The following is a 26,306-nucleotide window of genomic DNA, read 5'->3' as shown; positions in this document are numbered from 1 at the left end:
GTCTACTGCCGATGGGCCGCTCGGCTACCGCGCCGACGCTGGTTTCGAGTGTGGCGCACCGACAGTCGCCACCGCACCGGAATCGCCGGCGCCGCCCTTCGACCGCCGCCCGGAGAACCGGCGCATCAGTGGATCGTCCACCCAGTGATAGATCGCCGCCGCGGCGAGCGTCGACAGCACCAGGCTCAGCCCCGCCCAGCCTAGCCAGCCGAACAGCCCGAATTGCTTGCCGCCCACAAAGAATCGGGTCACCAGCACCATGACCGGAAACTGGATCAGGTAGAACGCGTAGGAGATGTTGCCGAGCCACACCATCCGCGGCGTGGAGTTCAGCCCGCGAATTCCGGCCAGATCGCGCGCCGCCAGGGTGGCCACCACCGCCGTCATCGGGCCGACCAGCAGCGCCGACATCTTGTAGTTCACCGGAACCACCCAGGTCGCGACATACGCGATGGCGAGAGCGCACAGTGGCCAGCGCACGTTGGTCAGCCGCCAGCGTCCCTCCAGCACCAGCCGCCCGGCCAGCACGCCGAGGAAGAACTCCGGCAGCCGCGACGGCGGGAAGTTGTAGCTGAGCCAATACGACGGCGACACCGGGATATCCGGCTGCCGGAACCACGCCTGCGACGCGTGCAACTCGAAATACGGTGAGTCGTCGCCCGGAACCAGCCGCGGCGCAAAGGTATTCGCGATGCCCTTCGGACCGTCCACCCAGAGGTAGTACCCCGTGTGGATGGCCAGGATCAGCACCAGCAACCCGCCAAGCCACCACCACAGCTGAGCGCTCGGTATCCGCCGGACCAGCGGCAGCAGCAACGGAAAGCTGAAGTAGAACAGGATTTCCGAGCACAGCGACCAGGACGGCACGTTCAGCCCGCCCACCGTCGTCCACTTCGGCACCCAGGTGTGCACCAGCAACAGGTTCGGCACCCACAGCACCAGCCGATGCAACGGCACGCTCGCCAGCACGATGAACGCCAGCGCCGCCACCAGGTGCGTCGGATAGATCTTCAGCACCCGCCGCCAATAGAACCGCGGCACCGAACTACCCGGTTTGAACGACCAGAAAATGATGAACCCGGACAGCACGAAGAAGAACGTCACGCCCGCGGCGCCGAGCTGCATCGGCATCACCTGGTGGATGTGCCGGAACAGCTCGGACTTCTGGAACGGATACACCGGCAGAAACACCAAGGCGTGCAACAGGAATACCGCGAATGCCGCCCACCACCGGGCGCCCGTCAGCGACGGCAGCGCGGGCCGCCGCCGCTCGACCTCCCGCGATACCGCCACCGGCGCGCTCACCATGATCAGCCCGCGATCAGCCGCTGTAGCGCCGCCGCGACGACACCGTCACCGTGCGAGGACGGATGCACCGGAGTGCCCATCAGCTCGCTGCGCGGGTCGAGGATGCCCGCGAGCCACGGCTGCGGCGAGCACAGCCCGTGCCCGGCGGTGACCGCCTTCGCGTCGAAGAAGTCCACCCCGAGCAGCTGCGCCGCCTCGCGCTGTGCCACGTCCATCCGGTCCCACAGCTGGATCGCCGAGCCGGCCCTGCTCTGCACGATGGAGCCGACGCCGAGCACGTCGACGCACCAGGTCTGCTGGCCAGGCGCGTTCATCTCCGGGTAGCCGACGAACACGATCCGCGCGTTGGGCGCGTAGTACCGCACGTAATCGACCACCGGCCGAATGCGATTCACGTATTCCTGGGTGTTCACACCGCGAAAGTCGGTGGCGCGGCCCTGTTCCGCCGCCTCCGGGCCACAGCCCCGGATCACGTCGAGCACGCAGTTCAGCAGGGTCTGCCGCAGCCGCACCGTGTTCTCACCCCAGGCATCGTTCAGGCCGGTCTGGATGAGCACCGTCTTGGTCCGTGGCCCGAACGAGCCCTGCGCGTCCGCGCCGCGCGCCTCGTGCGCGAGGGTGAATCCGGGGCCGCTCACCAAAGACGCGCCACGGCAGGACATGTCGGCGAAATCGTTGGTACCCCAGATGCCGAGATCCTGGGCCAGCTGAGTGGGCCAGGAGGTCGGGCCGTGCGAGCAGTCCGGTGCCGCACCGGGCGTCACGTTTTCCAGCGCGGCGGCGATATCGCCGTTCGCGGTGAACGAGTCACCGAGCACCACAAGGGATTTCCCGCCATCGGTGTCGGCGGAGGCGGACGGGGCCGAGGCGAGCAGCAGCGCGGACGCCATGCTCATGGTGGCGGCGGCCAGTGCGCGGTAACGGGTCGAGAGCTTCATGTGCTTCCTTGTCGGGTGCGCGGCAGGGTCAGTAGCCGGGTTTCGGTTCGAATCCGGGATCGGGCAACGTCGGCGGCTGCGGCTTGGGTGGCGCCGGCTGCTGCGGTTGTGGTTGCTGGGGTTGGGGTTTCGGCGCGGGTGCGGGCTGCGGAGCAGGCGCGGGAGCCGGGGCAGGCGCGGGCGCAGGAGCTGGTTCCGGCGCAGGGGCCGGCGCGGGTGCAGGCGGCGGAGCGACTTCCGGTGCCACACTCGATGATGCGGGCGCGACCGACGACGCGGGTGCGAGCACCGGCGACGGTGCCACCGAACTGCTCGGCGTCGTCGACTTCGCATCGTCTCCGCATGCTGCGGCCGCAAACGCGATGCCGCACAACGCGACCGCCGCGACAGCCCGCCGCGTTAACCTGCTCCGATTACTGGTCGATGTCATTCGCAATCTCTCCCAACTCGTTCCAGGCGAATCGGGTGATCCCCTGGTGTGCAGCCGTTTCCGACGCCGAACTCACGCGAGGAGCTCGTCGAGCGTCGGCATCTTGCCCGAGATCGGATCACCGGTGAAATCACCGATCCAGCCGTCCGCCTCCTCGAAGAACCGGATGGCGCAGAATCGGGGCACCGCGCCCATGTCGAACCAGTGCGTGGTCCCGGCGGGCACCGAGATCAGGTCGCCCTCCTCGCAGACCACCGCGTACACCCGGTTGCCGAGGTGCAGATAGAAGCAACCCCGGCCCTCGACGAAGAAGCGAACCTCGTTCTCCGCGTGCCGGTGTTCGTCGAGGAACCGTTCCCGCGCGCCCTTGGCCCGCAACCGCCAGCCCTCGTTCTCCGGATCGGGCACCATCCGCACCACGTCCACCAGTTGGTAGCCGCCGGAGGCGCACACGGCATCCACTTCGGCGCGGTAGGCGGCGATCACTTCCGCTTCCTCGGCGCTGGCGTCGAGATCCTTCGTCGGCCATTGGGCGAGCTGAATGCCGAACGGCTGCAACAGTTCCGCGATCTCGTCGCGATCGGTGGTACGCACCAGCACATCGTCGCGATCGTCTTCGGCCATCACCTGCACGATGGTCATGACTGACCTCCTTCGGTCGTTGTGCTGCGTAGATGTAGTCGGCACAGCATTTCCAGGCACTCCATTCGATTGAGTGCGGTTGCCAGATCGGGGCCCCAGGTGGTCGCGCCGTGCCGGTCGATCAGCAGCGCGGGCGGCGAGTCCGGGGTGCACAGCGCGGCGAGCTCGGCCGCGATGCGCGGCACGTCCGTGTGATTGGCCAGCACCGGCACCGCGAACGGTCCCGCACCGCGCGGCCCGAATCCCTTGACGATCTCGAAGTCACCGAAGCGCACCGTCCCCGGCCCGGCCTGCGTCGCGACCAGGGTGGCGTGCGGCGGGTGCGCGTGCACGACCGCGCCGCAGTCCGGGAAGGCGCGGTAGAGCGCGGCGTGGATACTGACCTCGGCCGACGGTCGCCCCGACTCCCCTACCGGCGCACCGGTTTCCGCGTCCACCGCGACCAGGTCGGCCGCGCTGAGCTCGCCCTTGCTCCGGCCGCTCGCGGTGATCAGTGCGCGGCCGCCGGGCACCCGCACCGAGAGGTTGCCCGCCGTGCCGTCCAGCCAGCCGCGCCGATACAGCCGTGCGGCGACCGCCGGAATGCCGTGGCCGAGTGCCGGGCGCAGCGTGCGTCGTTCGGTGACCACCGCGGTGACCAGATCGCGCGGTGTCACGTCGAAGGCCGGGTTGTACGCGTCGGTGCCCGCAGGCGCGACCGGCTGACCGGCGAACGAGGTGACCTCGACGGCCGCCCGCTGCTCGATCACGATCGACGCACCATCCGAAATCGTCTCGTCCACAGTGGATTCCGGCGCGACGACCACGAAAGGGATACCTGCCCGCGCTGCGGCCAGGGCCAGCGGATAGCTGCCGATCTTGTTGGCGACGTCGCCCTCGGCGGTGATCCGGTCCGCGCCGATCAGCACACAGTCGACCAGACCCGCAGCGATGGCCGCTGAGCTGGCCGAGTCCACACAGACCCGGTGTGGGATACCGGCTTCGGCCAATTCCCACGCGGTCAGCCTGGCACCCTGCAGCAGCGGCCTGGTCTCCCCGGCGAGCACCGATTCCAGCCGGCCCCGCTGCGCGAGCTCGCGGATCGTACCGAGCGCGGTGCCCCAGGCGACGGTCGCCAATCTGCCGGTGTTGCAATGGGTCAGCACCCGCAGCCGATCCCGGCCCGACAACGCCAGCACCTCGTCGGCCGCCCGCGCCGCCATCGTCCGGTTGACCTGTTCGTCCTCGGCGAGCAGCGCGAGGGCGGTATCCAGCACCGCCGCGGGCCCGTCCGCCAGCGACGTGAGCACCCGGCGGACCGCCCAGCCCAGATTCACCGCGGTCGGCCTGGCCACCGCGATCCGCTCGGCGGCGGCGCGCACCGCGGCATGGTCGTCGCCGTGCTTGCGGGCCGCCAGCGCTACCGCGAGGGCCCCGGCCGCGCCGATCGCGGGCGCGCCGCGGATGGTCAGCGTCTTGATGGCCTCGATGACCTCATCGACCGTGCCCAGCGCGACGACCCGGTATTCGCCGGGCAGTGCGCGCTGATCCACGGCGTGGACGGTGCCGTCCACCCAGTCCAGTGAGCGTTCCATGATGCGCTCAGGCCGCGACGGTGAACACTTCGAACTGGTACACGAACGCGTAATCGTCGTGGTAGAGCGCCGCGCACAGCTCGTCGTCGCGCTGCAGCAGGTCGAGCAATTCGGGTGCGGGCGTGTGCCTGGACAGGAAGTTGCGGTAGACGATGCGCGCGCCCGGCCGGGCGACCCGCACGACCTCCTTCATCAGGGTGCCGAACTGCTCCCGGTCGATGCAGCTGGTCACGTCGGACAGGGAGAACTTGTCGACGGACCGGTCCGGCAGCGAGCGCAGGTGATCCATCAGGTCCGCCCTGACCACGTTCACGGCGGTGTCCGCGGCCCGGATGGCCGCCACGCTGTCGCGCAACAGGTAGTGCGGCAGCACCTCTCGGTTCAGGTACTTGCCATTGAACATGAAGGTGACCCAGTCATTGTCCTTGGCAAGGTGATTGGTGAGCGTGTGGTCCAGCCGCTCCAGCACGTAGTCGCCGCAGGACTGCACGTCGGTGACCACCCGGTAGGAGTCGTCGTTGAGCACCGTTTTGAGCGTGCGTTCGGTGAAGCCGTTGCGCACCATGGCCCGCCACAGCTTGCCGTCGATGCGGTTGCGGTAGATCCGGCGCTGGGTCTCCAGATCGGGCGCGCTGAACAGCTCGCGCATGCCCGCGCCGTAGAGCAGCCGCATCGCCGGGGCGACCACCCGCACATACAGCTGCTCGTGCCGGCCCGCCTGGAGCACGCCCTTCTCGATCGCCTTGTGGTACTTGGTGAAATAGGCCACCGCGCCACGCGAGAGTTTCGGCGAGAGCTCCTCGAACAGCTTCCAGCGGTGCGCCGACTCGTCGACGCCGAGGAACTCCAGCAGCGTGTCATACGAAAAGTGCCGGATGGCCGCCAGTTTCAGCTCCAGCAGATACGTCTGTCCGGCCGAGCTGTCCACCGAGGTGACGGTGGCCGGGTTGCCGACCACCAGGCTCAGCGCCCGGCAGCCGCTCCCGGTCACCGCGAGCACGTTGTCGCCTTCGGCGATGTCGAGCGCGCGCAGCTCCGAGCGGGAGTCTTCGTCGCAGGTGCTGTACAGCAGCCAACGTTCGTTGGTTTCAGCACTTTTCATGATGTGTACCTCTCCGAGCAAAGCGTGTTGTCATGCGTTGGCCACGTCGGCCTGGTCGGCGGCGGGTGCGGGCTCCGGCACCGGCGGATGGGCGGGCAGCAGCGTGCCCGCCACGACGGCGGCGACCGCGCAGATGCCGGTCACCACCAGGCAGGAGACCTGGAAGCCGTGCAGGAAGGCCGATTGCGCGCCGTCGGCCAGCGCCTCGGCCACCGCGTTCTGGCCGCGCGCGGCCAGACCCGCGGCGGCCTGCAGTGCGGCACCCACCGAATCCCGGCTGTGCTCCAGCAGTTCCGGCGGCACGCCGGGCACGCTGCCGTCGGGCAGCTTGTTGTTGTAGAGCGAGTGGTGCACGCTGCCGACCACGGCGATGCCGAGGGTGCCGCCGAAAAGCCTTGTCGCGTCGTTCATTGCCGAGCCGATGCCCGCCTTGGCGGCGGGCACCACGCCCATGATGGCCTCGGTGGCCGGCACCGCGACCGAGCCGATGCCGAGGCCGATCACCACCATCTGCGCCGCGATCAGCCAGTAGCTGGTCTCGATGCCGTCGATGGAGAACCAGGCGTAGGCGCTGGCCATCAGCACCAGCCCCGCCGTCACCACGATCCGGGTGCCCAGCTTGATCACCAGCTTGCCGCCGACCACCGAGCCGATGATGATCGCGACCGCCACCGGGATGAGCCGCACACCGGCGCCGAGCGGGGTGTAGGACTTCAAGAACTGGAAGTACTGGGTCACCAGGAAGGTGAAGCCGTTCAGCGTGAAGAACGTGATGGTGATCGTCGCGCAGGCGGCCGAGAACCGCAGGTTACGGAACAGCCGCACGTCGATCATCGGATACGCGGTATTCAGTTCGCGCCAGACCAAACCGGCGAAAAGCGCTGCCGCGCAGACGAAGCCGAGCAAGCTTACCGCGCTCAACCAGCCGCGGTTCGGCGCCTCGATGATGGTGTAGACGAGCAGCCCGATCGCCGTCGTCGACAACACCAGACCCGGGAAGTCCAGGCCCGGCGTCTCCGGGTCCCGCGAATTCGGCACCAGCAGCGCGACGAGCAGGAGGCACACCAGCCCGACCGGGACCACCACCACGAACACGCTGCCCCACCAGAAGTGCTCCAGCAGTACGCCGCCCAGGATCGGGCCGAGCACCACGCCGATGCCCGACACCGCGCCCCAGACGCCGATCGCCGCCGCGCGCTCTTTACGCTCGACGAAGACGTTGGTCAGGATCGACAGTGTCGACGGATAGATCAGCGCCGCACCGAGACCCATCACCGTGCGCGCGGCGATCAGCTGACCGGTCGAGGTGCACAGCGCACCCGCGCCGGTCGCCACGGTGAAGACCAGCAGACCCGCCAACAGCGTTGAGCGCCTGCCGAATCGGTCACCGAGGCTACCGGCCGCGAGCACCAGCGCCGCGAAGGTCAGCGCGTAGGCGTCGATGATCCATTGCAGCCCACTGGTACTCGAACCCAGTTCGCGTACCAGGCTCGGCAGCGCCAGGTTCACGATCATCGCGTCCATGTAGATCGCGATGACGCACAGGCACAGCACTGCGAGCACGAGCGATTTCGTTCGCGAGGTCGTGCTGGTCACGGCCGATGTTGTCATGAAATATGCACCCCTGCTTCGTTCTTCGCGCGCATCGCCGTGGCGGCGAGTGCGGCCTGGAATGACAGTGCGATCACATCGTTGGTGACGAGCACCGCACCGCGGGTCAGGTCACCGATCACGTGGATGCCGCGCACCGGTGCGCCGGCATCGTCGAGCGGCTCGAAGGTGCTGACGTCGATGCGTACCCCGCCGAGCGGATGCGCCGTCAGCAGGTTCGCGTCGAGCAGCGCGGCGAGCAACGGTTCGGTGCGCAGCGCGGGCTCGTCGGTGCCCGAGCCGGTCGCGTTGATCACCACGTCCACCTGCTGCACGTGGTCCTCGGTGAACACCTCGAACCCGGTGTCGTCGGCGACCACGTGGTACAGCCCGCCCAGCACCCGCCACCGCCCGGCGTCCATCGCGTCGAGCACCCGCCGCGCGGTCTCCGGCGGGATCGGCGCGCCGTGCACCAGCAGCGGCGTGAGCCACTCGGCGAAGAACTCCACCCGGTCGGCCTCGGCGAGCAGCTGCCAGGCGGGCAGCAGCAGCGGGGAGGCGCCGTTGACCACCTGCTGCCAGCCGCGTTCGGTAGCCGCCTCGACCTCGGCCAGCTCGGCGGCGAGCATCTCCCGGGTGGTCGGGCCGCAGTCACGAACCTGCGACCAATCCGGCGGTTCGGTAGACGCCGCCTCGATGTCGGCCATCAGCGCCCGGCCGAAGTCGGCCAGCCGCAGCGTGCCGGCGTCGGCGGCGGCCCGCATGCACTGGTCGACGTGCGGTACCGGCGCGGTGGTCTCCGGGCCGCGCAGCCGGGGCAGCCGCCCCGACCGGGAGGCGAACAGCACCGGGCCGGTGTGGCCGCGCGCGGCGAGCGTCAGTCCGGTGTCGATCGCGGTGAGCCGGGTACCGAGCACCGCGACGCTGGCATCGGCGGGCACCGCGGGCAGCCGCCATGGGTCTTCGAAATACCCTGGCTGCCATGCCAATTCGGGGAAGGGATCGTTCTGCGCCAGCATCCCGACACAGATCGCCACCCGATCGGCCCGATAGCTACCGCCACCGGCGCAGTGCACCACCCAGTTTCCCGGCTCGCCGGTGATCCCGACGGCGTCGTCCTGAATGAGATCGACCACCACCCCGGTGGCCGCCGCCTGCTTCACCGCCTGATCGAAGACGTCCCGCAGGTAGCGCCCGAACGCCGCGCGCGACGGGAACTCCGCGACCGGCTCCCCCGTCACCGCCGCCTGTTCGGTCAGCCAGCGCTGAAGTTCCTCGGGGTCACCGAGATTCAGCGCCGACTTGGCCGCCCTGGTGTTCAGCAGGTGCGTCGGCTCCGGCGTGCCGAACGCGAGATGCGGTGCGGCCGGGTCACGGTCGATCACCACATAGCGCGAGCCCGCGGCGAGGCCGGGCAGCAGCTGCCTGGCCAGCGCCGTCCCGGTCGGCCCGCGCCCGATCTGCACGACGACCGCCGTGTCCGGGTCTTTCCCCATCAGTCCGACCTCGAATCCTGTTCTCGCGATGCGGCTCTCACGTGACGATCAACGCCTCGCCGGCCAGGAACCGGTCCAGCGGGTCGGCGATGCTCACCCGTGACGGCGGGTGGAAGGCCAGGCCGCGACAGGCGGTGTAGAACAGCGCGCTCGAACCGACCATGAAGCCGACGCCGCCGAGCAGCTCGGTGGCCAGCGCCGAGGTCCGTTCGACGGTGCGCTGCACCGCGAAGCGCACATGCAAAGCGCGCGCGACGGTTTCGGCGTCGGCCCGGCCGTTCATGATGTCGGTGGCGACGGACTCGATCCCGGCCATCCCGGCGTCCAACTCGCTCACCAGCAGCATCCGATCCACGGCACTGCCGCGACGCTGATTCAGCACCTGCTCGGCCAGCCCACTCGCCATGCCGAGATAGCAGGCCGAGACCAGCAATTCGAAGGTCAGCCAGCCCGCGGTCAGTGCCGCGTTCAGGCTGTCGGTCTTGCCGAAGAACGACACCGACTCCTCGGGGATCTCGACGTCGGTCAGCACGACCTCCTCGGTTTCCGAGCCGGGGAAGACCAGTCCGTTGCCGAGCGGACGCACCTCGATGCCCGGCGAATCCGCCGGAATGATCACCAGGGCAAGCTGTTCCTCGTCCTCGCCGTCCGGGCGCAGCATGACGCTCGCGGTGAGGATGTCCATCGACCGGGACAGGCTGCACGGCTTCTTGCTGCCGGACAGCTTCCAGCCGCCGGGCACCCGCTCGCCGCGCAGCTTGGGCGCGATGACGCTCGCGCTCGGCACGCCTTCGGCGAACGCCGAAGCCAGGTACAGGCCGCCCTGGGCGACCATGCCGAGCATCGCCTCGGTGGTCGGCCCCGGCGGGATCGCGGCGACCGTGCACGAGTGCATGTTCACCGCGATAGCCAGTGAGGGCGAACGACTTCCGAGCACCCGGTGCACCTGTGCGGCCTCCAGCAGCGAGGCGCCGAGACCGCCCGCCTCCTTGCCGATCAGCAGGCCGGCGCCGCCCGCCGCCCGGAACAGGCTCAGTCCAGGACTATCGGTGGATTCGAGGACGTCGAGCGCGACCTCGCCCAGTTTGGCATCGAGTCCGGGCACGTACCGCTCGGCGGTCTCTCGTTCCCTCGACATGAATCGCATTGCTATCTCCCATGATTGACCCCCCAGTGTTTCGTTGGTACGGGGTCAGACGACGAACAGTTGATCGGCGAGCATCTCGTCGAGGCTCTTCTCGAACGCATTCGCGATCTGGTCGAGGTCTTCGGTGGTATGTGCGGCGCTGATCAGGAAGCTGTGCAGCTCAGGCAGATACACCTGATGCTTGCGCATGTAGTAGGCCAGCGCGATGGTGGCCTTGAAGTTGCTGCCCGCCATCCGTTCTCGGTACAGCCCCGCCTCGCGGTGGCTGAAGTTGAGCGAGAAAATCGAGTTACGGGCGTTGATCCGGCAGGCGATATCGCGCTGCTCGGTGGCCGCGCGCAGCATGGTGGCCAGGCGCTGGGTGTTCTCCTCCAGTTCGACGTAGATCTCTTGGTGCTCACGCAGATAGGTCAGGGCGGCCAGGCCGGCCGTGCAGGTCAGTGAGTTGCCGCTGAGCGTGCCACCGGCGAAGACCTTGTTCTCGTAGTCGTAGAACGGATCCTGCGAACTCTTCGCCAGGTCGACGATCCGCGCGTCGCCGACCACCGCGCCACACGGCAGGCCGCCGCCGATCACCTTGCCGAGGCAGGTGAGGTCCGGGTGCACGTCGGCCAAGACCTGCACCCCGCCGTAGGCGACGCGGAAGCCGGAGACGACCTCGTCGAAGATCAGCGGGATGTCGAGTTCGGTGCAGAGCCTGCGCAATTCGCGCAGGAACTCCAGTTTCAACGCGACCACCGAGGTCGGCATCGGCTCCAGGATCACGCAGGCCAGTTCGTCGGCATGCTCGCGCAGCCGCGCCAGCCCGTTGATGTCGCCGTACTGCATGACCAGCGTGTTGTCCACGGTGCCCGGGTCGGAACCGAGCGAACCGGCCACCGGCTCGGGCCGCTTGCTGTCACCGGAGAACCGGAACCACGAACTGACCATGCCCTGATCGGAGAAGCCGTGGTAATGGCCCTCGAACTTGGCCACCGTGGTCCGCCGCCGGTAACCGCGGCACATCCGAGTGGCGATCATGATCGCCTCGGTGCCCGAATTGCACAGCACCGCCTTGTGCGCGGCGGGGAAGGCGTCGACCAGCAGTTCGGCCAGCTCGATCTCGGCCGCGTTGCCGATGCCGTTCACCAGGCCGCGTTCGGTGCCCGCGGTGATCGCGGCGTTGATCACGGGGTGCGCGTAGCCGAGCAGGTGCGGGCCGTAACCGCCGGACAGGTCGAGGTATTCGTTGCCGTCGAAGTCGCGCACGCTGCCGCCCGCGGCTTCCTTGACGAACACCGGGAACCCGCTCGGGAAGAAGTAGCGGTCGATGTGCGTCGGCGCGACCAGCGTGTCGCGGGCCCGGTCGCGCATGGCCAGCGAGGTCGGCATCTGCGCGGCGAAGCCGGTCTCGAAGCGCTTCTCGATCTCGGCGTTCATGTAGGGCGAGTAGCGATCGGTGAACTTGCGCGCGTTGGCCCAGATGTCGATGTTCGGATCGATCTGCGAGGCGAAGCCCTCACACGACAGGAAGACCAGCTCGACCTTGGTGAAGTTGGTGGTGTACTGCGCGTCGTACTTGCGCAGCACGTTGCTCACGTCGTTGAAGTACGACACGGTCGACCACTGATTCGAACTGATGTCGAAGTGGTAGCGCAGCACCTCGGCCATCTCGGCGTTGTAGGTGTCGCGATCGGCATCGAGCTTCTTGTTCGTCAGCACGAAGTAGCGGGTGAAGCGGTCGATCGCGACATCCCACTCCTTGCGGGTGCAGGCGTAGTAGAACGAGGACAGGCCCCACTTCTCGTCCTCGCTCAGCTCCACCGTGACGCCGTAGTCCAGCAGGATCAGCGAGCCGTCCGCGGTGAACATGACGTTGCCGGGATGCGGGTCGCCGTGGCAGATGCCGTGCATGTACAGCATCGTGTAGATGACGTCCTGCAACCGCTGCGCCAGCCGCTCGCGCGGGAATCCCACTGTCTCGGAGAGCTTTCCGGGGATGCCGTCCATGAACTGCATCACCAGCATGCGCGAGGTGACCAGTTCGGGCAGCACGGTCGGCACCTGAACATACGGGTGCGCCTTGAAGTTCGCGCCGATCCGCCGCTGCTGTTCGGCCTCGTGCGTCATGTCGGCCTGTGGCCGCAGCAACCGGGCCACCTCGTCGAAGCGCTTGGGCAGGTTCAGTTCCCGCACCCGCGGGGTGGCGCGGTGCACCACCTTCAGCACCGAGCCGATGGCGCTCAGGCTCTCCTCGATCTGTTGCGGCACCGCGTCTTTGACCAGCTTCACCGCGACCTTGCGGCCGTCGAGCAGCTCGGCGATGTGCACCTGCGCGACCGACGCGCTGGCCACCGGCTCCAAATCGAGGGAACGGAAGGTGTTTTCGATCGGTCCGCCGAGCTCGCGTTCGATCGCCCGGCGCGACGCCTCCTTCGACATGTGCGGCGTCTGATCCTGCAGCACGCGCAGGGTGTCCACCCAGGACGGCGGCAGCAGATCCGAACGGGTGGCGGCGATTTGGCCCATCTTGATGTAGATCGGGCCCATCCGCAGCAGGAACTCCAGGATGGCGTCCGCGCGCCGCTGTTCGGTGCCCTTGACGTCGCGCTGCCGGATCGTCGCGATCGAATACTCCGCGGCGCCGAGCGCCGAGAAGGTGGCCGCCTTGGCCAGATGCTTGAGCATGGTTAACCAGTTCCGATCAGGCTCAGAAGACGAAGGAGAACGCGCCGAAGGACATGCCTGCGCTGCCGACCCAGCCGACCGCCCGGTCGCCGGGGCGTAATCGCCCGGCCGCGACCGCGGAGGCGATGGCAGCGGGCACCGACGCGGACACCACGTTGCCGGTGGTGTCGTAGACGTGATGGATCACCTCGCCCAGGCCGACCTTGTCGGCCATGCTCTGCCAGTAGCGCTTGCTCGACGCGTGCGTGAACAGCGCGGCAACCTCGTCGATCGGCACGTCGAGCCGCTCGAAGACCGCGTGCGCGTCGGCCGCACCCGCCTCGTGCATCTCGAAGCCGTAGGAGGTGAAGAAGCCGACGCCGTTCGCGGCCAGCTTGTCCGACGGCTCGCAGTAGCCCTCGTAGCCGTCGAGCGTCACGTTGCACAGCGGCGCCAGGTCCGGGCGCGAGGCGAAGTGGAACTCCCACGGCTCGTTGTCCTCGGCCGTGAGCACGGTCGCGGTGGCCGCCTCGCCGAGGGTGTAGGCCGGGAAGGTCGATTCCAGCGCGTCGAGCTGCCGCATCCGGAACAGGTGCGGGAACACCGCACCACCCCAGCGCAGGTTGAACTCCGCGTTGACGATCATCGCCCTGCGGAATTGCCCTGTCCGGAAAAGGGATTCGGCGACCTGCACGGCCCTGGTCCAGCTCATACAGGCATCGAGGATGTCGAAGCAGTGCGCGTTGGTCAGGCCGATCGCGGCGGCCGAGTGGTACGCGCCGCCCGGTTCGATGAAGCCGCGGCCGATGCCGGTGTAGATCAGCAGGTCGATGTCGTCCGGGCGCAGATCAGCCTGTGCCAGTGCGGAATTGGCCGCATCGCGGAGCAGTTCGATGGGTCGTTCCCCGGCGTCGAGCCACTGCCGCGATTCCGAACCCGCGTAACGCAGGTAGTAGTCGACCTTGCGCAGTGCGGCGTCGAGGTCACCCTCGAAGTAGTCCGCGCTGTGCTCGGCGATCAGGTCGGTGATGTCGGTATTGGTCACGGTGCGGGCGGGTAAGCCCGCGGCCACCGAACGAATCTTCATCGCTACTGAGCTCCTACGCCGGTGGGATCGGTGACCGGCGTTTCGAGCGGCGCCGCAGTGGGATTGGGCACGAGATGGTCGGCGATGCGGCCGGTCATGTCGTCGATGGTTTCGGCGTCCCACATCAGCTCCGGCGGGAACCGCTTGCCCGACCAGGTCTCCAGGTGGTCGTGCAGGTTCATCTGATCGACCGAGCCGAGCCCGTGCTCGACCAGCGAGCGGCCGGTATCCACCTGCGCCACCTCGGAACCCAGGTGCTGGGCGATCCACTCCTGCACCTGGGTCAGCAGGCCCTGCTGCACCAGTTCGCGCATCGACGGCATGCCCGGCGAGCCCGAATTGTCGTGCGCGGTTGATGTTTCGGTGATGGTCACCAGACCCTCCCAGCGGTGGACCTCGCTCAGACGGCCCGCGAGGAAATCGGCCTTGCATTGCTGGCGGCGCATTTTGCCGCTGGTGGTGCGTGGAATGGTGCCCTGGCTGATGAACACGATCACCGACGGCGCGAGCGCGTGCTTGCGCGCGACCGCGTCGTGCACCACGGTGACCAGCTGCGCCGGACTGGTGTCGGCGCGATGTTCGGCGACCAGCACCAGGTTTTCCTGACCGTCCCGGTCCACCGCGAAGGCGATGACCGCGCCGGCGCGCAGCGAGTCGTCGCTGACGACCACCGTGGCCTCGATGTCTTCCAGGTAGTAGTTCACCCCGTTGACGATCATCAGGTTCTTGACCCGGCCGCAGATGAAAAGCTCTTCGTCGCGCAGGAATCCGAGGTCGCCGGTGCGCAGGTAGGTCTTGCCGTCGTCGGCGCCGGCGATCGTCGCGCGGAAGGTCTGTTCACTCTCCTCCGGCCGTCCCCAATATCCCGGGGACACGATCGGGCCGCTCACCCAGATCTCGCCGACCGTGTCGGCGGGCAGGCGTTCGCCGGATTCCGGTGCGACGATGGCGATTTCGGTGTCCATGACGGCCCAGCCGCAGCCGACCAGCTCGGTGCTCGCCGGTCCGGTCGCCGGCTCGACCCGGCGCAGTCCGAGCGCGGTCTCGTCGAAGTGGGCCGAGGTGAACGCGACGCCGGACGAGCCGGACGTCACCTTGAGGGTGGCCTCGGCGAGTCCGTAACCGGGAGTGAGTGCGGTGCGCGGCAAGCCGTGCGGGGTGAAGGTGTCCCGGAAGCGGTCCAGGGTGGCCTTGCGGACCGGCTCGGCGCCGTTGGACACCAGCCGCCAGCTGCTCAGGTCGAGGCCCGCGCGCTGCTCCGGCGTCGTCTTGTCCACGCAGAGGTCGAACGCGAAGTTCGGCGAACCACTATGTGTGCCACGGTATTCCGAGACGGCGGCCAGCCAGCGGATCGGGCTCTTCACGAAGGTGGCAGGCGCCATCAGCACCGCCTTGGTGCCGGTGAACACCGGCATGAGCACGCTGCTCACCTGGCCGAAGTCGTGGAAGTGCGGCAACCAGGACACCACCACGCTGGTGCTGTCGACGCCCCAGCCGTAGACCAGTTCCGCGCACTGGTGCAGTGCCATCGTGTGGTCGATGATCACGCCCTTCGGCGTCGACGTCGACCCGGAGGTGTATTGCAGGTAGGCGATATCAGTGACCGGGAACTCCGGGTACGTGGTCTGTTCCGCGTCGTCGGTGACCGCTTCGCCAGTTTCCGCCGCGGCCGATTCGACAATTCGAGGCAGACCCTTGATGAACAGGTCGTCGGCGAGGGAATCCATGCCGGCAGCCACATTCGCACTGGTCACGACCACACTCGCCGCGCAGTCCCGCGCCACCACGTCCACATGCTCAGCCCTGTTTCGCTCCGGCGGAAACAAGGGAACTGCGATCACTCCGGCATACAGGCAGCCATAGAATGCGACAACATACTCGAGGCCGGGTGGATGGAGCAGCAGAGCCCGATCGCCGACGCTGACTTCGCTGGTCAGACGGTGCGCGAAGGCCCTGGCGCGCTGATGCAGCGCACGATAGGTGAGCGTATCCGACTGCTGTCCTTCTTCGTCGAGAAAGACGAACGCAGTGCAATCCGCAAGTTCATTGGCACGTAGGTCGAGAAGGTCCATCCAATTACTTAAAGGCGCATGCGGATAGTCCGATGAATTGCTCATGAAAACCCCAACATCGATCGCGGCTCCGCACGATGGTTATCGAATCATTCCCCCGCTACGGATATTGCCTCGACTTTGAGGCCTGCGACCCCGAAGAACTGGGATCGAGTTGCGGAACCGCGAATCAGATTAACGGGGCTATCTGGATTCGGTCAACCTGTAGCCAATGAAATACACGTTTATGACATCCATGTAAATTAGCCGCTAATCTGCCTACTTCGATCCGAGTCTCTCGAAGTGAAAGACTCAGTTCGCATGCATCAGCGATACTCGCAGGTCAGCGCCAGGCACCCAGCGACGGCGACAGGCTCGACAGACCGTCTCTCCCCCCAGTTGGGGGGAGCATATTCGGGTCTACGGACCACCCGATCCGATGACCAGTTCGCGCGCAAGCCTCGTTTTGAAAGACTCGTTCTGTGCGCCGCCAACAGATTTGACGATCAACACTTTCCGCGCTACTTGAGACGTCTACGACATCTGCAAGAACGTTTTCGTACCGCCCCAGCTACTGAACCGGGTTTTCGTCCTATCAGTTCTGATCATTAAAAGATCATCGGATAGTCATCGCGTCCGCACAGACGAGACAGGCCCCGCACGCCGAAACGTGCGAGGCCTGGATTATCGAGCAGTTATGTGTGTTGTTATGCCTCGGTTGAATTCGCCGAACCGACCGGCCGGGTTGCTTGGCCGACGGTATGCAGGTGCCGCAGCGCTTGGGAATAGGAGTCGAACAGGCCCGTCTCGCAATAGGGCACCCCGATCTCGCCGCAGAACTGCGCGACTATCGGCTGCGCCCGGCGCAGATTGACACGCGGCATGGACGGGAAGAGGTGATGCTCGATCTGATAGTTGAGGCCGCCCAGCGCGGTATCGACGACGAAACTGCCGCGGACATTCCGGGAGGTGAGCACCTGCCGGCGCAGGAAGTCGGTGGCGTCGTCCTCGGCGAGCACCGCCATGCCCTTGTGGTTCGGCGCGAAGGTGCAGCCCATGTAGAACCCGAACAGGCCCTGCTGCACCACGATGAACGCCACCGCCTTGGCCGGCGAGAGAATAAGGAACACCGCGGCCAGGTAACCCGCGGCATGCGCGGCGAGCAGCACGCCCTCCCAGACGCGGTTGGGGATCGACCAGCGCAGCACCGCCCGCACACTCGAGAAGTGCAGACTGCCCGCCTCGAGCAGCAGCATCGGGAAGAACAGCCGGCCTTGGTGACGGAAGATGAAGCGCCGGAAGCCCTTACCGGTCTTCGCCCGATCGCTGGAGTGCGCCAGAATGCCCATGATGTCGGGATCGGCGCCCTCGGTGTTCGGGTGCGCGTGATGCCGGTTGTGATTGCTGGTCCACCAGCCGATGCTCAGCCCGATGCCGAGGTTGCCCGCGATCACCCCGTACAGGTAGTTGGCGCGCCGGGTGCCGAAGATCTGCCGATGCCCGGCGTCGTGACCGAGGAACGCGATCTGCGCGAACACCGCGGCCAGGAACACCGCGGGGACCAGCGTCCACCACGAGTCACCGAGCAAGAAGAACGCGGCCCACCCGGCCACGAACGCGCCGCCGATGACCGCGGTCTTGCCGATGTAGTACCGCAACTGCCGGTCGAGCAGCCCCGCGTCCCGCACGCGACGCAACAGCACCGCGTACTCACTGCCGCGCTTGGGCGGACGGGTCCGCACCGTCGACGCGGCGGGCTCGCCTTCGGGATCCATGTAGTCCAACACGTCCGCGACCGTACTCGTGGTCGCGGCGGAACTCGGTGCCGCCGAGCCGGTAGTTCGTCCTGTTACCACGGGGCGCCTACGCATCCTGTTAGCAGTGGGTGTTCTCTTGGCTCTAACTGTCGCCTGCCGGGCCGCGGCCAACTACAGCGGGTATCGGAAGTCGGCACCCTGCGGCTTGCCTGCCGCTATACAGGATGGAGCGACGAGACCACCATCAGATGAACGTATGTCCGGATCGGCGACACATCTGCGTGACAACTCCGCCTGGCCGACCTGCGGGCCGGTGATTCGAGCGGCGGCTGAACAATACGAGTCGCAGGGATCAGGCCACGAGGCTGCGGCCACCATCGACCAGGACGCGCTGACCGGTGACGAAACCTGCACCGTCGGAGGCGAAGAAGCTGACGGCATGGGCGACATCGTCGACTACACCCAGACGACCGACCGGCACGGACGCGAGATACGCGCCGGTATCCATCGCCGCGACTTCCTTCTGCCGCTCATCATGTCGCTCGAACGGAATGTAACCCGGTGCAACAGTATTGACGGTGATGCCGAAGGGGGCGAGCTCGCGGGCCCAACTCTCGGCCACACCGATCTGGGCGTTCTTCGCGACAGCATAGGCGGAGCTGCCCGGCGGCGGGCGATGGGCGACCTCGGAATCGATGGTGACGACCCGGCCGAATCGCCGTTTCTGCATGCCGGGAATCACGGTGCGCCCGAACAGAACTGGGCTCTTCACGAAAAACTTCAACTGCGCCAGATGATCGTCCCACCCGGTGTCGGTGATCGCGGCGGCCGGTTGCGGGCCGGTCGCGTTCAACACCAGCACATCGATCGGACCCAGCCGCGCACCAACGGACTCGACCAATCCCGCGACCTGATCCTCGTCGGTCACGTCGGCGGCAAACAGGTCGGCCTCGCCGCCCGCGTCCCGAATCGCCCGCACGACGTCACGCGCCGCCGAGCTCTCGCGTAATCCGTTGACCGCCACGGTTATTCCGTCCCGCGCCAGCCGCAGCGCGATCGCGCGACCCAGCCCACGCGAACTTCCGGTCACCAACGCCACCCGCCGCACACCCGCATCCATGCGCCGATCATCCCATCAATCAGCTGCTGCGGCTCATGTCGGCCTGCCGGGTCGAAGCGTGCCGCGCGTGTGCCGCCGCCCGGACCGCGACGGACACGGCGAAGGCGGTCTGCCGGATCTGCCTGCTCGCCCGCTCCACGTCGAGACTCGACGTCGCGTCGCCGATGGCCACCGCCGCGATCGGCTGATGCCGCTGCCGGTCCAGCACCGGGCTGGCGACACAGCGCACGCCGCGCACGAATTCCCCGTCGTTGACGGCGATTCCGATGCTGCGGGCCGCATCCAACTGCGCAGTCAGCTCGTCGATATCGGTGATCGAGCGCGGGGTCACCGCGACGAGCGCGCCCGGTTGGGTCAGCTCGATGGCGCGGTCGTGGGTGTAGGCCAGCAGAATCTTGCCGATCGCGGTGCAGTGCGCAGGCGCGAAAGTGCGGCCGTAGGACGGCGTACGCGCCGCCATATGCCCGTAGATCCGTTCCAGATAGCGCACTTCCGAACCGACCAGCACGCCGAGGGACACCATCGCCCCGGTGCGCACGTGCAGATCGACGAGGAACGGCACGGCCGACGCCCGGAGCAGCTCGTGGTCCTCCGGCAGCGCCGCGATATGGACCAGCCGCGGCCCGACGACGTAGCCGTCCTCCTGCCGCTCGACCAGACCGTTGGCGCCGAGAATCTTGAGCAGCCGCCACACGGTGGTCTTCGGGATTCCGGCCCCGCGGGCGATGTGCGAGAGCGCCACCGGCGTCGCCTGATCCCCCAGCAGGTCCAGCACTCGGGCCGCCCGGCTCACCAGATCGTCGGCGTCCGACGACTCACGCATGGCGCTGCTGCTCGACCCGGCGTGCTGCGACGCTCGACGACAGAACGGGATAATTACCCGTGCCGACGAGCGGGCGTCGTAAACGCAAAGCAATCAACATTTCCACTCCCTTATGAAGCCCTCTTCCCGAGCCCGCGAATACGAACTTTACGACAGGGCTGCCGGAAACCGGCACTCCCGCCGCAGCGTTTGCACGTACACCGTGCAAAGACCCTCCGCCGCAGCTACCGGGCCGCATTCATGATCGAAAACCCGGTCTCGCGTGACCACTGTGTGCCGTAAGTTCACCTATTCGGAACGAATACCGAACGTCGCCGTTTATCAGCCGGGTACAGACTATTTCACAGCAATAACCACACCGAGGAGTATGCAACGTCCTATTCGATCAATGTTCCACAGCACGGAACACCGGCTTCGTTGCGTCCGGACGTGGGCCTAGCGTCCTGGGGTAGCCGGGATCCCCCGGCCTTCTCGGCAGACAGCAAGACAGGTGATCACGGTGTCACAGATGATCGATATCGTCCTGGTCGGTGGACCATCCGCGGAACCCCAGCTCTGGCATATCGATGCGGCCGAGGTGGCCGCGCCGGTCAAGGTGCCGAGGCTGAGCGGCTACGAACACTTCGATCCGACCGGCTTCGACGTCGAACTAGACGGCCGCCACCTTCCGGTCTACCTCTGGTCGTTCCGAACCAGAGCCGCCGAGTGAATCGCCTACGAGCCCACTGCGTACAGGGAGCGCGCGATTCCCTGCGCATGTCGGTTAGCGTGTCGGTCATGCCAGTACTACCGGTACCCGATCCACCACTCACCGATGACGTTGTCGCGCTACGCCTTTGGCAGGCGGGCGATATCGAGCAGCGGCTCGCGGGCTACGCCGATCCGGAGTACCGGCGCTTTACTTCACCGACGGGCGAGCCGGTCACCGCGGCGCGCGTGCGGGAGCGGGCCGATCAGGAGAAGCGGGAGTGGGAGCGCGGCGAGAAAGTCAGCCTCGCCATCGTCGACGCCGCCGATCCGAGCCAGGTGTGGGGCGGGTGCTCGGTGTACGACATCGATCTCGAACAACAACGCGCGGGCGTCGGCTACTGGCTCGTACCGCAGGCCCGCGGGCGTGGTGCAGCGAGCAGAACCGTTCGCCTGCTGGCACATTGGGCGTTCGACGTGCTCGACATCGCCCGGCTGGAACTCACCTGCGCCCCCGACAACATCGCCTCGCAGCGCGTCGCGGTGCGTTCCGGGTTCTTCCTCGAGGGAATCATGCGCTCGTACATGCGTTTTCAAGGCGGGCGGCGCGACACGATGCTGTTCAGTCTGCTACCCGAGGATCTCCGCGAAGCCGGCCAGCCTGGCACAGAATGAAGGTTCCGCCTGCTGGGCAGGCGGAACCTTCAATTCATCGGTGTCAGCGATAGAGCCAGACGCCACCGCCGCCGAGCGCGATGACCCGGTCCAGCTGGTGTGCCACACCGTTGTCGTCGTTCTGGGTGCAGTCGTACGGGAACAGCGAGTAGTGCCCGTCACCGCCGCTGCACATGATCGGACGGCTGGTGCCGTAGGGGCTGATCACGATCCGCGACGACAGGCGCAGGTTGTCCTGCGACATGAACTCACCGGACCAGTCGTGCCGGTTGGCAAGCCTGGCGTCGGCGTCGGGGTCAGCGGAGGCGATCGGAGCAGCGAACATCAGAGCGGCGGCACCGATACCTACGCATGCGAGTATTCGTTTCATGCCCTGACTATCGGTCATACCGTCCGACTATTACAAACCTTCGGAATCGGCCGACCAGATTTAGCCGTGTCGGGTGCCGATCAGGCCGTCTTGGCGGCCGCGGTCTCGATGATGTCGACGACGGCCTGCGGCTGGGACAGGGCGATCGCGTGACTGCCCGCGTGCTCGACGACCGTGGCCTTGATCCGGGCGGCCATCTCGCGCTGCCCGACCGGCGGGATCATCTTGTCGTCCTTGGCGACGAGGGTCCAGCTCGGCAGCGTCTGCCAGGCCGGTTCGGCGGATTGGTCGGTGAACGAGGCCACCGCGATGGGACGTTGTCCGGCCGCCAGCACCGCCTGGTCGGCGGCGGGCAGGTCTTGCGCGAAGAACTCGCCGAACTTGTCCGGCGCGATGGCCAGTTCGGGCGCGTTGCCCTTGCCGTCGGGCAGCGGGTACTCCCGCGGCACCGAGATCTTGCCGGCCGGTCCGCCGAACCGCCCGTCGAGCTCGCCCAGGCTCTCGCCCTTGTCGGGTGCGAACGCGGCGATGTAGACCAGTCCGGCCGCCTTCGCCGATCCGGTTGCGGCATTGGTGATGACCGCGCCGCCGTAGGAGTGGCCGACCACAATGGTCTTGCCCGGCATACCGTCCAGCACCCCGCGGATGTAGGCCGCGTCGTAGGTCAGGCCACGCAGCGGGACGGCCGCCGTGGTGACCCGGTAGCCGTCACGCTGCAGCTTCTCGGCCACCTTGCGCCAGCTCGAGCCGTCCGCGAACGCGCCGTGCACGAGCAGCACCGACGGCTTGTCGAACGACGGCTCGGCCGATGGGGCGTTGTCGGCCTTGGCCGAACACGCGGACGCGGCCATGCTCAGCGCGACGGCCATCCCGATGAGCATGGTGCGTCCGACCCGAGTGCGCTTGGTCTGCATTGTTGATCTGCCCTTCTTGGTGAATGTGATGTTCAGATGATCTGGGCCATGCCTCGAGGCCCACTGAACGGTTTCCGAACGCGCAGGTCAACGCCCCACAGGACCTGTTATGCAAGGACTGCAGCAAGATCTACGACGCGGTACACCGCTATCGAATCGACTAATGTTGCGGCGGCTGCTCGGAGGCGAGTTCGACCAACTCCGCGACCAGCTCGTCGAGTGCAGCCGACTCCTGGACAAGCGTTGTCAGAACTCGTGTTTCGTCGTCGGAGTCGAGTCGGCCGCGGGCGTTCTGCAGCAGTTCGGCACTGCTGCGGATCGACGCCAGCGGAGTGCGCAGTTCCTTGCTTGCGTCCTGGACGAGCCGGTGCTGCTGGTCGCGGGAGCGGCGCAGCGCGCTGAGCATGGAGTCGAAACTGCCGGTGAGGCGGCCGATTTCGTCGCGGCCTGCGGTCGGTAGCGGGGTGGACAGGTCCTGCGTCGAGCTGATGTGTTCGGTCGCGGCGAGCAGCCGCCGCACGGGTCGCAGGAGGCGACCGATCGCCAGCCAGCTCAGCAAGGCTGCTACCAGCACCGCGATCATGGTGATCCCGATGGTGCGCCAGAAGAATTCGCGGGCGATCCGTTCGGGTTCTCGATAGCGCTGGGCGACCATCACCGCGCCGCCGCCGGGGCGCGGCCTGGTGAGCGTGCCATACGATTGGCCGTCGAAATCCAGATCGGATTCGACAGTGCCACTGCCGGTTCGGGCGATCGCCCGATCCGCGTCGGAGACCGGCAGTGGGTGGCCGCTCGAACCGAGCAGGCGCACGGTGCCGTCGGGCGACAGGATCTGCTCGACGGTGTCCGGCCGCGGTGACAGCGTGGCGCCGGTGCCGAGCACGGCCAGCACGGTATCCGCGCGATCGTTCAGACTGCGGTCGAGGTGATCGGCGACAACCTCGCTGGTGCCGCGATAGAACGAGCCGACGATGACAACGATGGCGACTGCGGTGGCCGCGACCGCGACGGCGGTGATCCTGGCCCGCAACATCACGCGACCCGAGCCGAGGAGCCGACGCCCCGGTTCCGCCCGCAGTGCGGAGCGGCACCGGGGCGCGGATCGACGACGGCAGTGATCATCCGGCTATTGTCGCTGGTCGGCGGCGCGGTCATCGGCACAGACGGTCAGTTCGTGACCGCGGTCACCGAGATCGGTGGCAGGCGGTCCAGGCAGGCCGGGTCACCGGGCACGGTGGTACGGATGAATCCGGTGACGATGCCCATGATGCATCCGCTCGGTTCCAGGCCGGGCACATGGCCGGTGTTCGGGACCGACACGAACGTGGCCCGTGGGAACTGTGCCGCGGCCACCCTGCCGTTCGCGTCCGGGGTGTTGGCATCGAGATCACCGGAAAGCACCAATACCGGGACATCCGGCATGCCGTTCGAATGCGGTTGCGCCACAGCAGAACTCGGCCACTGCAGGCAGATGTCGCCACCATCGCTCAGGCCCTCGTCGAAACCGGCCGCGCTGAAGGCGCCGAATTCGCCGGGCGCCGTCGCGGCCAGCGCCTGCTGATACCGCAACTCTCGTTGCGCCGGTGGCAGATCCGGCGACCACGCCTTGGCGTAGTCGTTGCAGACCACCGCCATGCTCAACGCGGCCTCCTCGCCGCCCGACGGCACGGTGGCCTTGACGAACTCGCCCAGCGCCGCGTCGTCGCCGTGCACCGACTTGTGCAGCGCGGCGGGCAGTGTGCCGAGCGGCATGAGCGCCGCCGGGTCCCAGCCGAGACCGCCACTGGCGGACTCGAACACCAGACTGCTGAGCTTGCCCTCGGTCAGCACCATCCCGTCGAGGGTGATCGGCTGAGTCCGCAATCGGGCCGCCGTAGCCGCGAGATCGGCGACGGCGGTGTCGCCGTCGCATGACCCGCTGCGGTCGCAAATACGGTGCAGCGTAAGCGAAACCGCCTGGGCGCTCGGGCGCGACAGCGGATCGAAATCGATCGGATACGCGCCCGACAGCACCATCGACTGCACCCGGTCCGGATGACGCTGCGCGTAGATCGGCATCAGATAGGTGCCGTAGGAAAGGCCGTAGAGCACCAGCTTCGGGATGCCGAGCCGGTCACGGACCGCGTCGAAGTCGTCGGCCGTCGCCGCGGACGTGTACCCCGCCGCGCGCGGACCCAACCGCTCCCCGCATTCGCCGACCACCTGGCGTTGCCGAGCCCGCGTCGCGAGCTGGACCGGCTCCGCGCCGAGGCCGCAGTCCAATGAGCTGGAGTGTCCCGTCCCGCGCGGGTCGATCAGCAGCAGGTCGTGATCGTCCAAGAGCGGTTCGGACAACTTCACCGCCGATGCCGCCTGATCGATGATAGGTCCGCCCGGCCCACCAGGATTGGGTGCGATCGTGCCCGCGGCGGGTGCGTCCCGGTGGCTGTGCCGGATCAACGCGTAACCGACCTCGAGCTCGCCGAGTTCCGGCCGATCCGCGACGACCGGGCGGGCGAGCACGCCGCAGGAAACCTCGTGCCCCAGCACGGTCGGACACCATCCCGGAGCCGGCGACCCGCCGCCACCGCACGCCGTGATCAGGCCCGCGGTCACCGCCAACGCTGTGGCAAAACCTATGCCCGCCAACAACTTACCGCTCATTTCGTGCCGTTCCCTTTCTCGTCTGTCACCAAGTCGAAGTCACCGGCCACAGTTCACGGATTGTTGGTCCGGACCTCGGGGAAGGCGGCGGCAAGAGCATCCACGGACGGCTGCCCGATTCCGCGCAGGTGCTGATCAAAGAACGTCGCGACATAGCTACGAGTGAGATCGACTGCCCGACTACCGCGCAGCGTGGCCTTGCTCGGCGCACCGGCCTGCTCGGCCAGCAGGCCGATATCGGCGAACGACTCGTGCTCCGCGCCGACGACAGTCAACCATCGCTTCCACCCGTGCAATTGCGGCCACGTCTGATCCCACGACGGATCCCCGCCCGGGCTGGTCTGTCCATCGACACCGAGCATCAGGAAGGGGCGCTCGCCGAGTCCGGCGGCAGGCACGACGCCTTGGAACGATCCGTCCATATTCACTCCCGCCCGCACTCTGGGATCGAGCGCCATCGCCGCGGCCGCGCTCGCCCCGCCGATCGAGTGGCCCGCCATGCCGATCCGCGTGGCGTCGATCAGGCGAGCATGCGGCCAGATCGGGGCGGGGCCGGTGAGCCGGTCCAGCACGAAAGCAGTGTCGCGCGCCCGGTTCTGGGCCATCAGCGTGAGCACACCGGGATCGCCGGATCGCTCGCACGCCACGCACGTGGACATCCGGCCACCGGGAAACTCGATTCCGAACGACTCACCGGCATGGTCGAGGGCGGCCACCACATAACCGCGGCTGGCGAGCTCCTCGCTCACCGCGGTGAGCGTGAATCGGGACCCGGTGAAGCCGGGCGACAGCACCACCAGCGGATAGGAGCCGTCGACCGGCGCGGCATCCACCACGGCGTTGGTACCGGCCTTACTCAGCGCCTGCACCGGAACACCCGCCAGCTCCGCGCCTTCGATCAGCAACCCGCTCTCCTCGTCGGTCGCGTACGACGCGCGGACCCCGTCGGACTGCTGCGCCGGGTAGTACATGCTGACCATCAGCTCACGGGGTTGCGCCGGTGTCCACGGGTCCTTCCGTGCACCGTCGACGAGGTGCAGCACGTTGCGGCCAACGGCGAACGATCCGGTGGGCGTGGGCAATTGGGTGACCGGCCGCGCTACTGACGACTTCGGCGGCGGCGCCGTCGTTTCGTTGCCGAGCGCCCAGGCGACTCCCGCCGCCGGCACTATCAGGGCGAGCATGATCGCAGCTACTACGCGCATCTTCCGAACTCCTCTTTCGTCAGCACCGCCGACGGCATCCGCCACCGGGTATTCGCCATGGATCCTGCGCGACCGTCGGCAAAGCAATGCGAGACCGATGA

At 67.4% G+C, this 26,306-nt stretch carries 21 protein-coding genes; 2 read left to right on the top strand and 19 right to left on the bottom strand.

The features are described 5' to 3' along the window. Positions 1 to 24: 24 nt before the first annotated feature. The 14 genes from ACFWF1_RS11290 to ACFWF1_RS11225 form a co-directional block, all read right to left on the bottom strand. Complete coding sequence (locus tag ACFWF1_RS11290) at positions 25 to 1,293, bottom strand: acyltransferase family protein (protein ID WP_379281660.1); 1,269 nt, start codon at positions 1,291 to 1,293, stop codon at positions 25 to 27. A 17-nt stretch (positions 1,294 to 1,310) separates the two neighbouring features. Continuing rightward, positions 1,311 to 2,246: an SGNH/GDSL hydrolase family protein gene (locus tag ACFWF1_RS11285; RefSeq protein ID WP_379281659.1), complete on the bottom strand. Its 936-nt coding sequence runs from the start codon at positions 2,244 to 2,246 to the stop codon at positions 1,311 to 1,313. 502 nt (positions 2,247 to 2,748) lie between these two features. Next, positions 2,749 to 3,318: an acireductone dioxygenase gene (locus ACFWF1_RS11280; protein ID WP_379281658.1), complete on the bottom strand. Its 570-nt coding sequence runs from the start codon at positions 3,316 to 3,318 to the stop codon at positions 2,749 to 2,751. Next, positions 3,315 to 4,892, bottom strand: a complete 1,578-nt coding sequence (gene mtnA / locus ACFWF1_RS11275) for an S-methyl-5-thioribose-1-phosphate isomerase (protein ID WP_379281657.1) — start codon at positions 4,890 to 4,892, stop codon at positions 3,315 to 3,317. Before mtnA ends, ACFWF1_RS11280 begins: the two co-directional genes overlap by 4 nt. A gap of 7 nt (positions 4,893 to 4,899) precedes the next feature. Next, complete coding sequence (locus ACFWF1_RS11270; protein ID WP_379281656.1) at positions 4,900 to 5,994, bottom strand: DUF3419 family protein; 1,095 nt, start codon at positions 5,992 to 5,994, stop codon at positions 4,900 to 4,902. A 30-nt stretch (positions 5,995 to 6,024) separates the two neighbouring features. Further along, a complete protein-coding gene (locus ACFWF1_RS11265; RefSeq protein ID WP_379281655.1) occupies positions 6,025 to 7,605 on the bottom strand; it encodes a DHA2 family efflux MFS transporter permease subunit in 1,581 nt (526 codons plus the stop codon). Further along, positions 7,602 to 9,080, bottom strand: coding sequence for an FAD/NAD(P)-binding protein (locus ACFWF1_RS11260; RefSeq protein ID WP_379281654.1), 1,479 nt, complete (start codon positions 9,078 to 9,080; stop codon positions 7,602 to 7,604). The genes ACFWF1_RS11265 and ACFWF1_RS11260 overlap by 4 nt, the downstream gene beginning before the upstream one ends. A gap of 37 nt (positions 9,081 to 9,117) precedes the next feature. Continuing rightward, positions 9,118 to 10,218, bottom strand: a complete 1,101-nt coding sequence (locus tag ACFWF1_RS11255; RefSeq protein WP_379281653.1) for an acyl-CoA dehydrogenase — start codon at positions 10,216 to 10,218, stop codon at positions 9,118 to 9,120. Between the two features lie 54 nt (positions 10,219 to 10,272). Next, positions 10,273 to 12,894, bottom strand: coding sequence for an aminotransferase class III-fold pyridoxal phosphate-dependent enzyme (locus tag ACFWF1_RS11250; RefSeq protein WP_379281652.1), 2,622 nt, complete (start codon positions 12,892 to 12,894; stop codon positions 10,273 to 10,275). Between the two features lie 22 nt (positions 12,895 to 12,916). Further along, complete coding sequence (locus ACFWF1_RS11245; protein ID WP_379281651.1) at positions 12,917 to 13,960, bottom strand: 3-oxoacyl-[acyl-carrier-protein] synthase III C-terminal domain-containing protein; 1,044 nt, start codon at positions 13,958 to 13,960, stop codon at positions 12,917 to 12,919. A 2-nt stretch (positions 13,961 to 13,962) separates the two neighbouring features. Continuing rightward, positions 13,963 to 16,077: an AMP-binding protein gene (locus tag ACFWF1_RS11240; RefSeq protein ID WP_379281650.1), complete on the bottom strand. Its 2,115-nt coding sequence runs from the start codon at positions 16,075 to 16,077 to the stop codon at positions 13,963 to 13,965. 641 nt (positions 16,078 to 16,718) lie between these two features. Beyond that, positions 16,719 to 17,798 (bottom strand): fatty acid desaturase family protein, encoded by a 1,080-nt coding sequence (locus ACFWF1_RS11235; protein WP_379281649.1) that lies wholly within the window; start codon positions 17,796 to 17,798, stop codon positions 16,719 to 16,721. A gap of 322 nt (positions 17,799 to 18,120) precedes the next feature. Beyond that, positions 18,121 to 18,888: an SDR family NAD(P)-dependent oxidoreductase gene (locus ACFWF1_RS11230; RefSeq protein WP_379281648.1), complete on the bottom strand. Its 768-nt coding sequence runs from the start codon at positions 18,886 to 18,888 to the stop codon at positions 18,121 to 18,123. Positions 18,889 to 18,907: 19 nt separating this feature from the next. Continuing rightward, on the bottom strand, positions 18,908 to 19,711 hold the full coding sequence (locus ACFWF1_RS11225; protein WP_379281647.1) for an IclR family transcriptional regulator: 804 nt from the start codon (positions 19,709 to 19,711) through the stop codon (positions 18,908 to 18,910). A 508-nt stretch (positions 19,712 to 20,219) separates the two neighbouring features. Between ACFWF1_RS11225 and ACFWF1_RS11220 the strand changes: the two genes are divergently transcribed. Further along, positions 20,220 to 20,420 carry a DUF5988 family protein gene (locus ACFWF1_RS11220; RefSeq protein ID WP_379281646.1) on the top strand — a complete coding sequence of 67 codons (201 nt, stop codon included), beginning with the start codon at positions 20,220 to 20,222 and terminating at the stop codon, positions 20,418 to 20,420. 68 nt (positions 20,421 to 20,488) lie between these two features. After that, on the top strand, positions 20,489 to 21,073 hold the full coding sequence (locus tag ACFWF1_RS11215) for a GNAT family N-acetyltransferase (protein WP_379281645.1): 585 nt from the start codon (positions 20,489 to 20,491) through the stop codon (positions 21,071 to 21,073). A 43-nt stretch (positions 21,074 to 21,116) separates the two neighbouring features. On the opposite strand, the gene ACFWF1_RS11210 is transcribed toward ACFWF1_RS11215, so the two are convergent. The 5 genes from ACFWF1_RS11210 to ACFWF1_RS11190 form a co-directional block, all read right to left on the bottom strand. Next, positions 21,117 to 21,443, bottom strand: coding sequence for a hypothetical protein (locus ACFWF1_RS11210; RefSeq protein ID WP_357387652.1), 327 nt, complete (start codon positions 21,441 to 21,443; stop codon positions 21,117 to 21,119). Positions 21,444 to 21,523: 80 nt separating this feature from the next. Beyond that, a complete protein-coding gene (locus ACFWF1_RS11205) occupies positions 21,524 to 22,357 on the bottom strand; it encodes an alpha/beta fold hydrolase (RefSeq protein WP_379281644.1) in 834 nt (277 codons plus the stop codon). 160 nt (positions 22,358 to 22,517) lie between these two features. Continuing rightward, positions 22,518 to 23,390, bottom strand: a complete 873-nt coding sequence (locus tag ACFWF1_RS11200; protein WP_379281643.1) for a HAMP domain-containing protein — start codon at positions 23,388 to 23,390, stop codon at positions 22,518 to 22,520. Between the two features lie 134 nt (positions 23,391 to 23,524). Continuing rightward, a complete protein-coding gene (locus ACFWF1_RS11195) occupies positions 23,525 to 25,000 on the bottom strand; it encodes an alpha/beta fold hydrolase (RefSeq protein ID WP_379281642.1) in 1,476 nt (491 codons plus the stop codon). A 53-nt stretch (positions 25,001 to 25,053) separates the two neighbouring features. Continuing rightward, positions 25,054 to 26,205: an alpha/beta hydrolase family protein gene (locus tag ACFWF1_RS11190; RefSeq protein ID WP_379281641.1), complete on the bottom strand. Its 1,152-nt coding sequence runs from the start codon at positions 26,203 to 26,205 to the stop codon at positions 25,054 to 25,056. Between the last annotated feature and the right edge of the window lie 101 nt (positions 26,206 to 26,306).

Source organism: Nocardia sp. NPDC060255 (assembly GCF_042727395.1).
GTDB lineage: Bacteria > Actinomycetota > Actinomycetes > Mycobacteriales > Mycobacteriaceae > Nocardia.
Note: the sequence above shows the minus strand (reverse complement) of the source record. Positions and strands in the feature narration are given on the sequence as shown.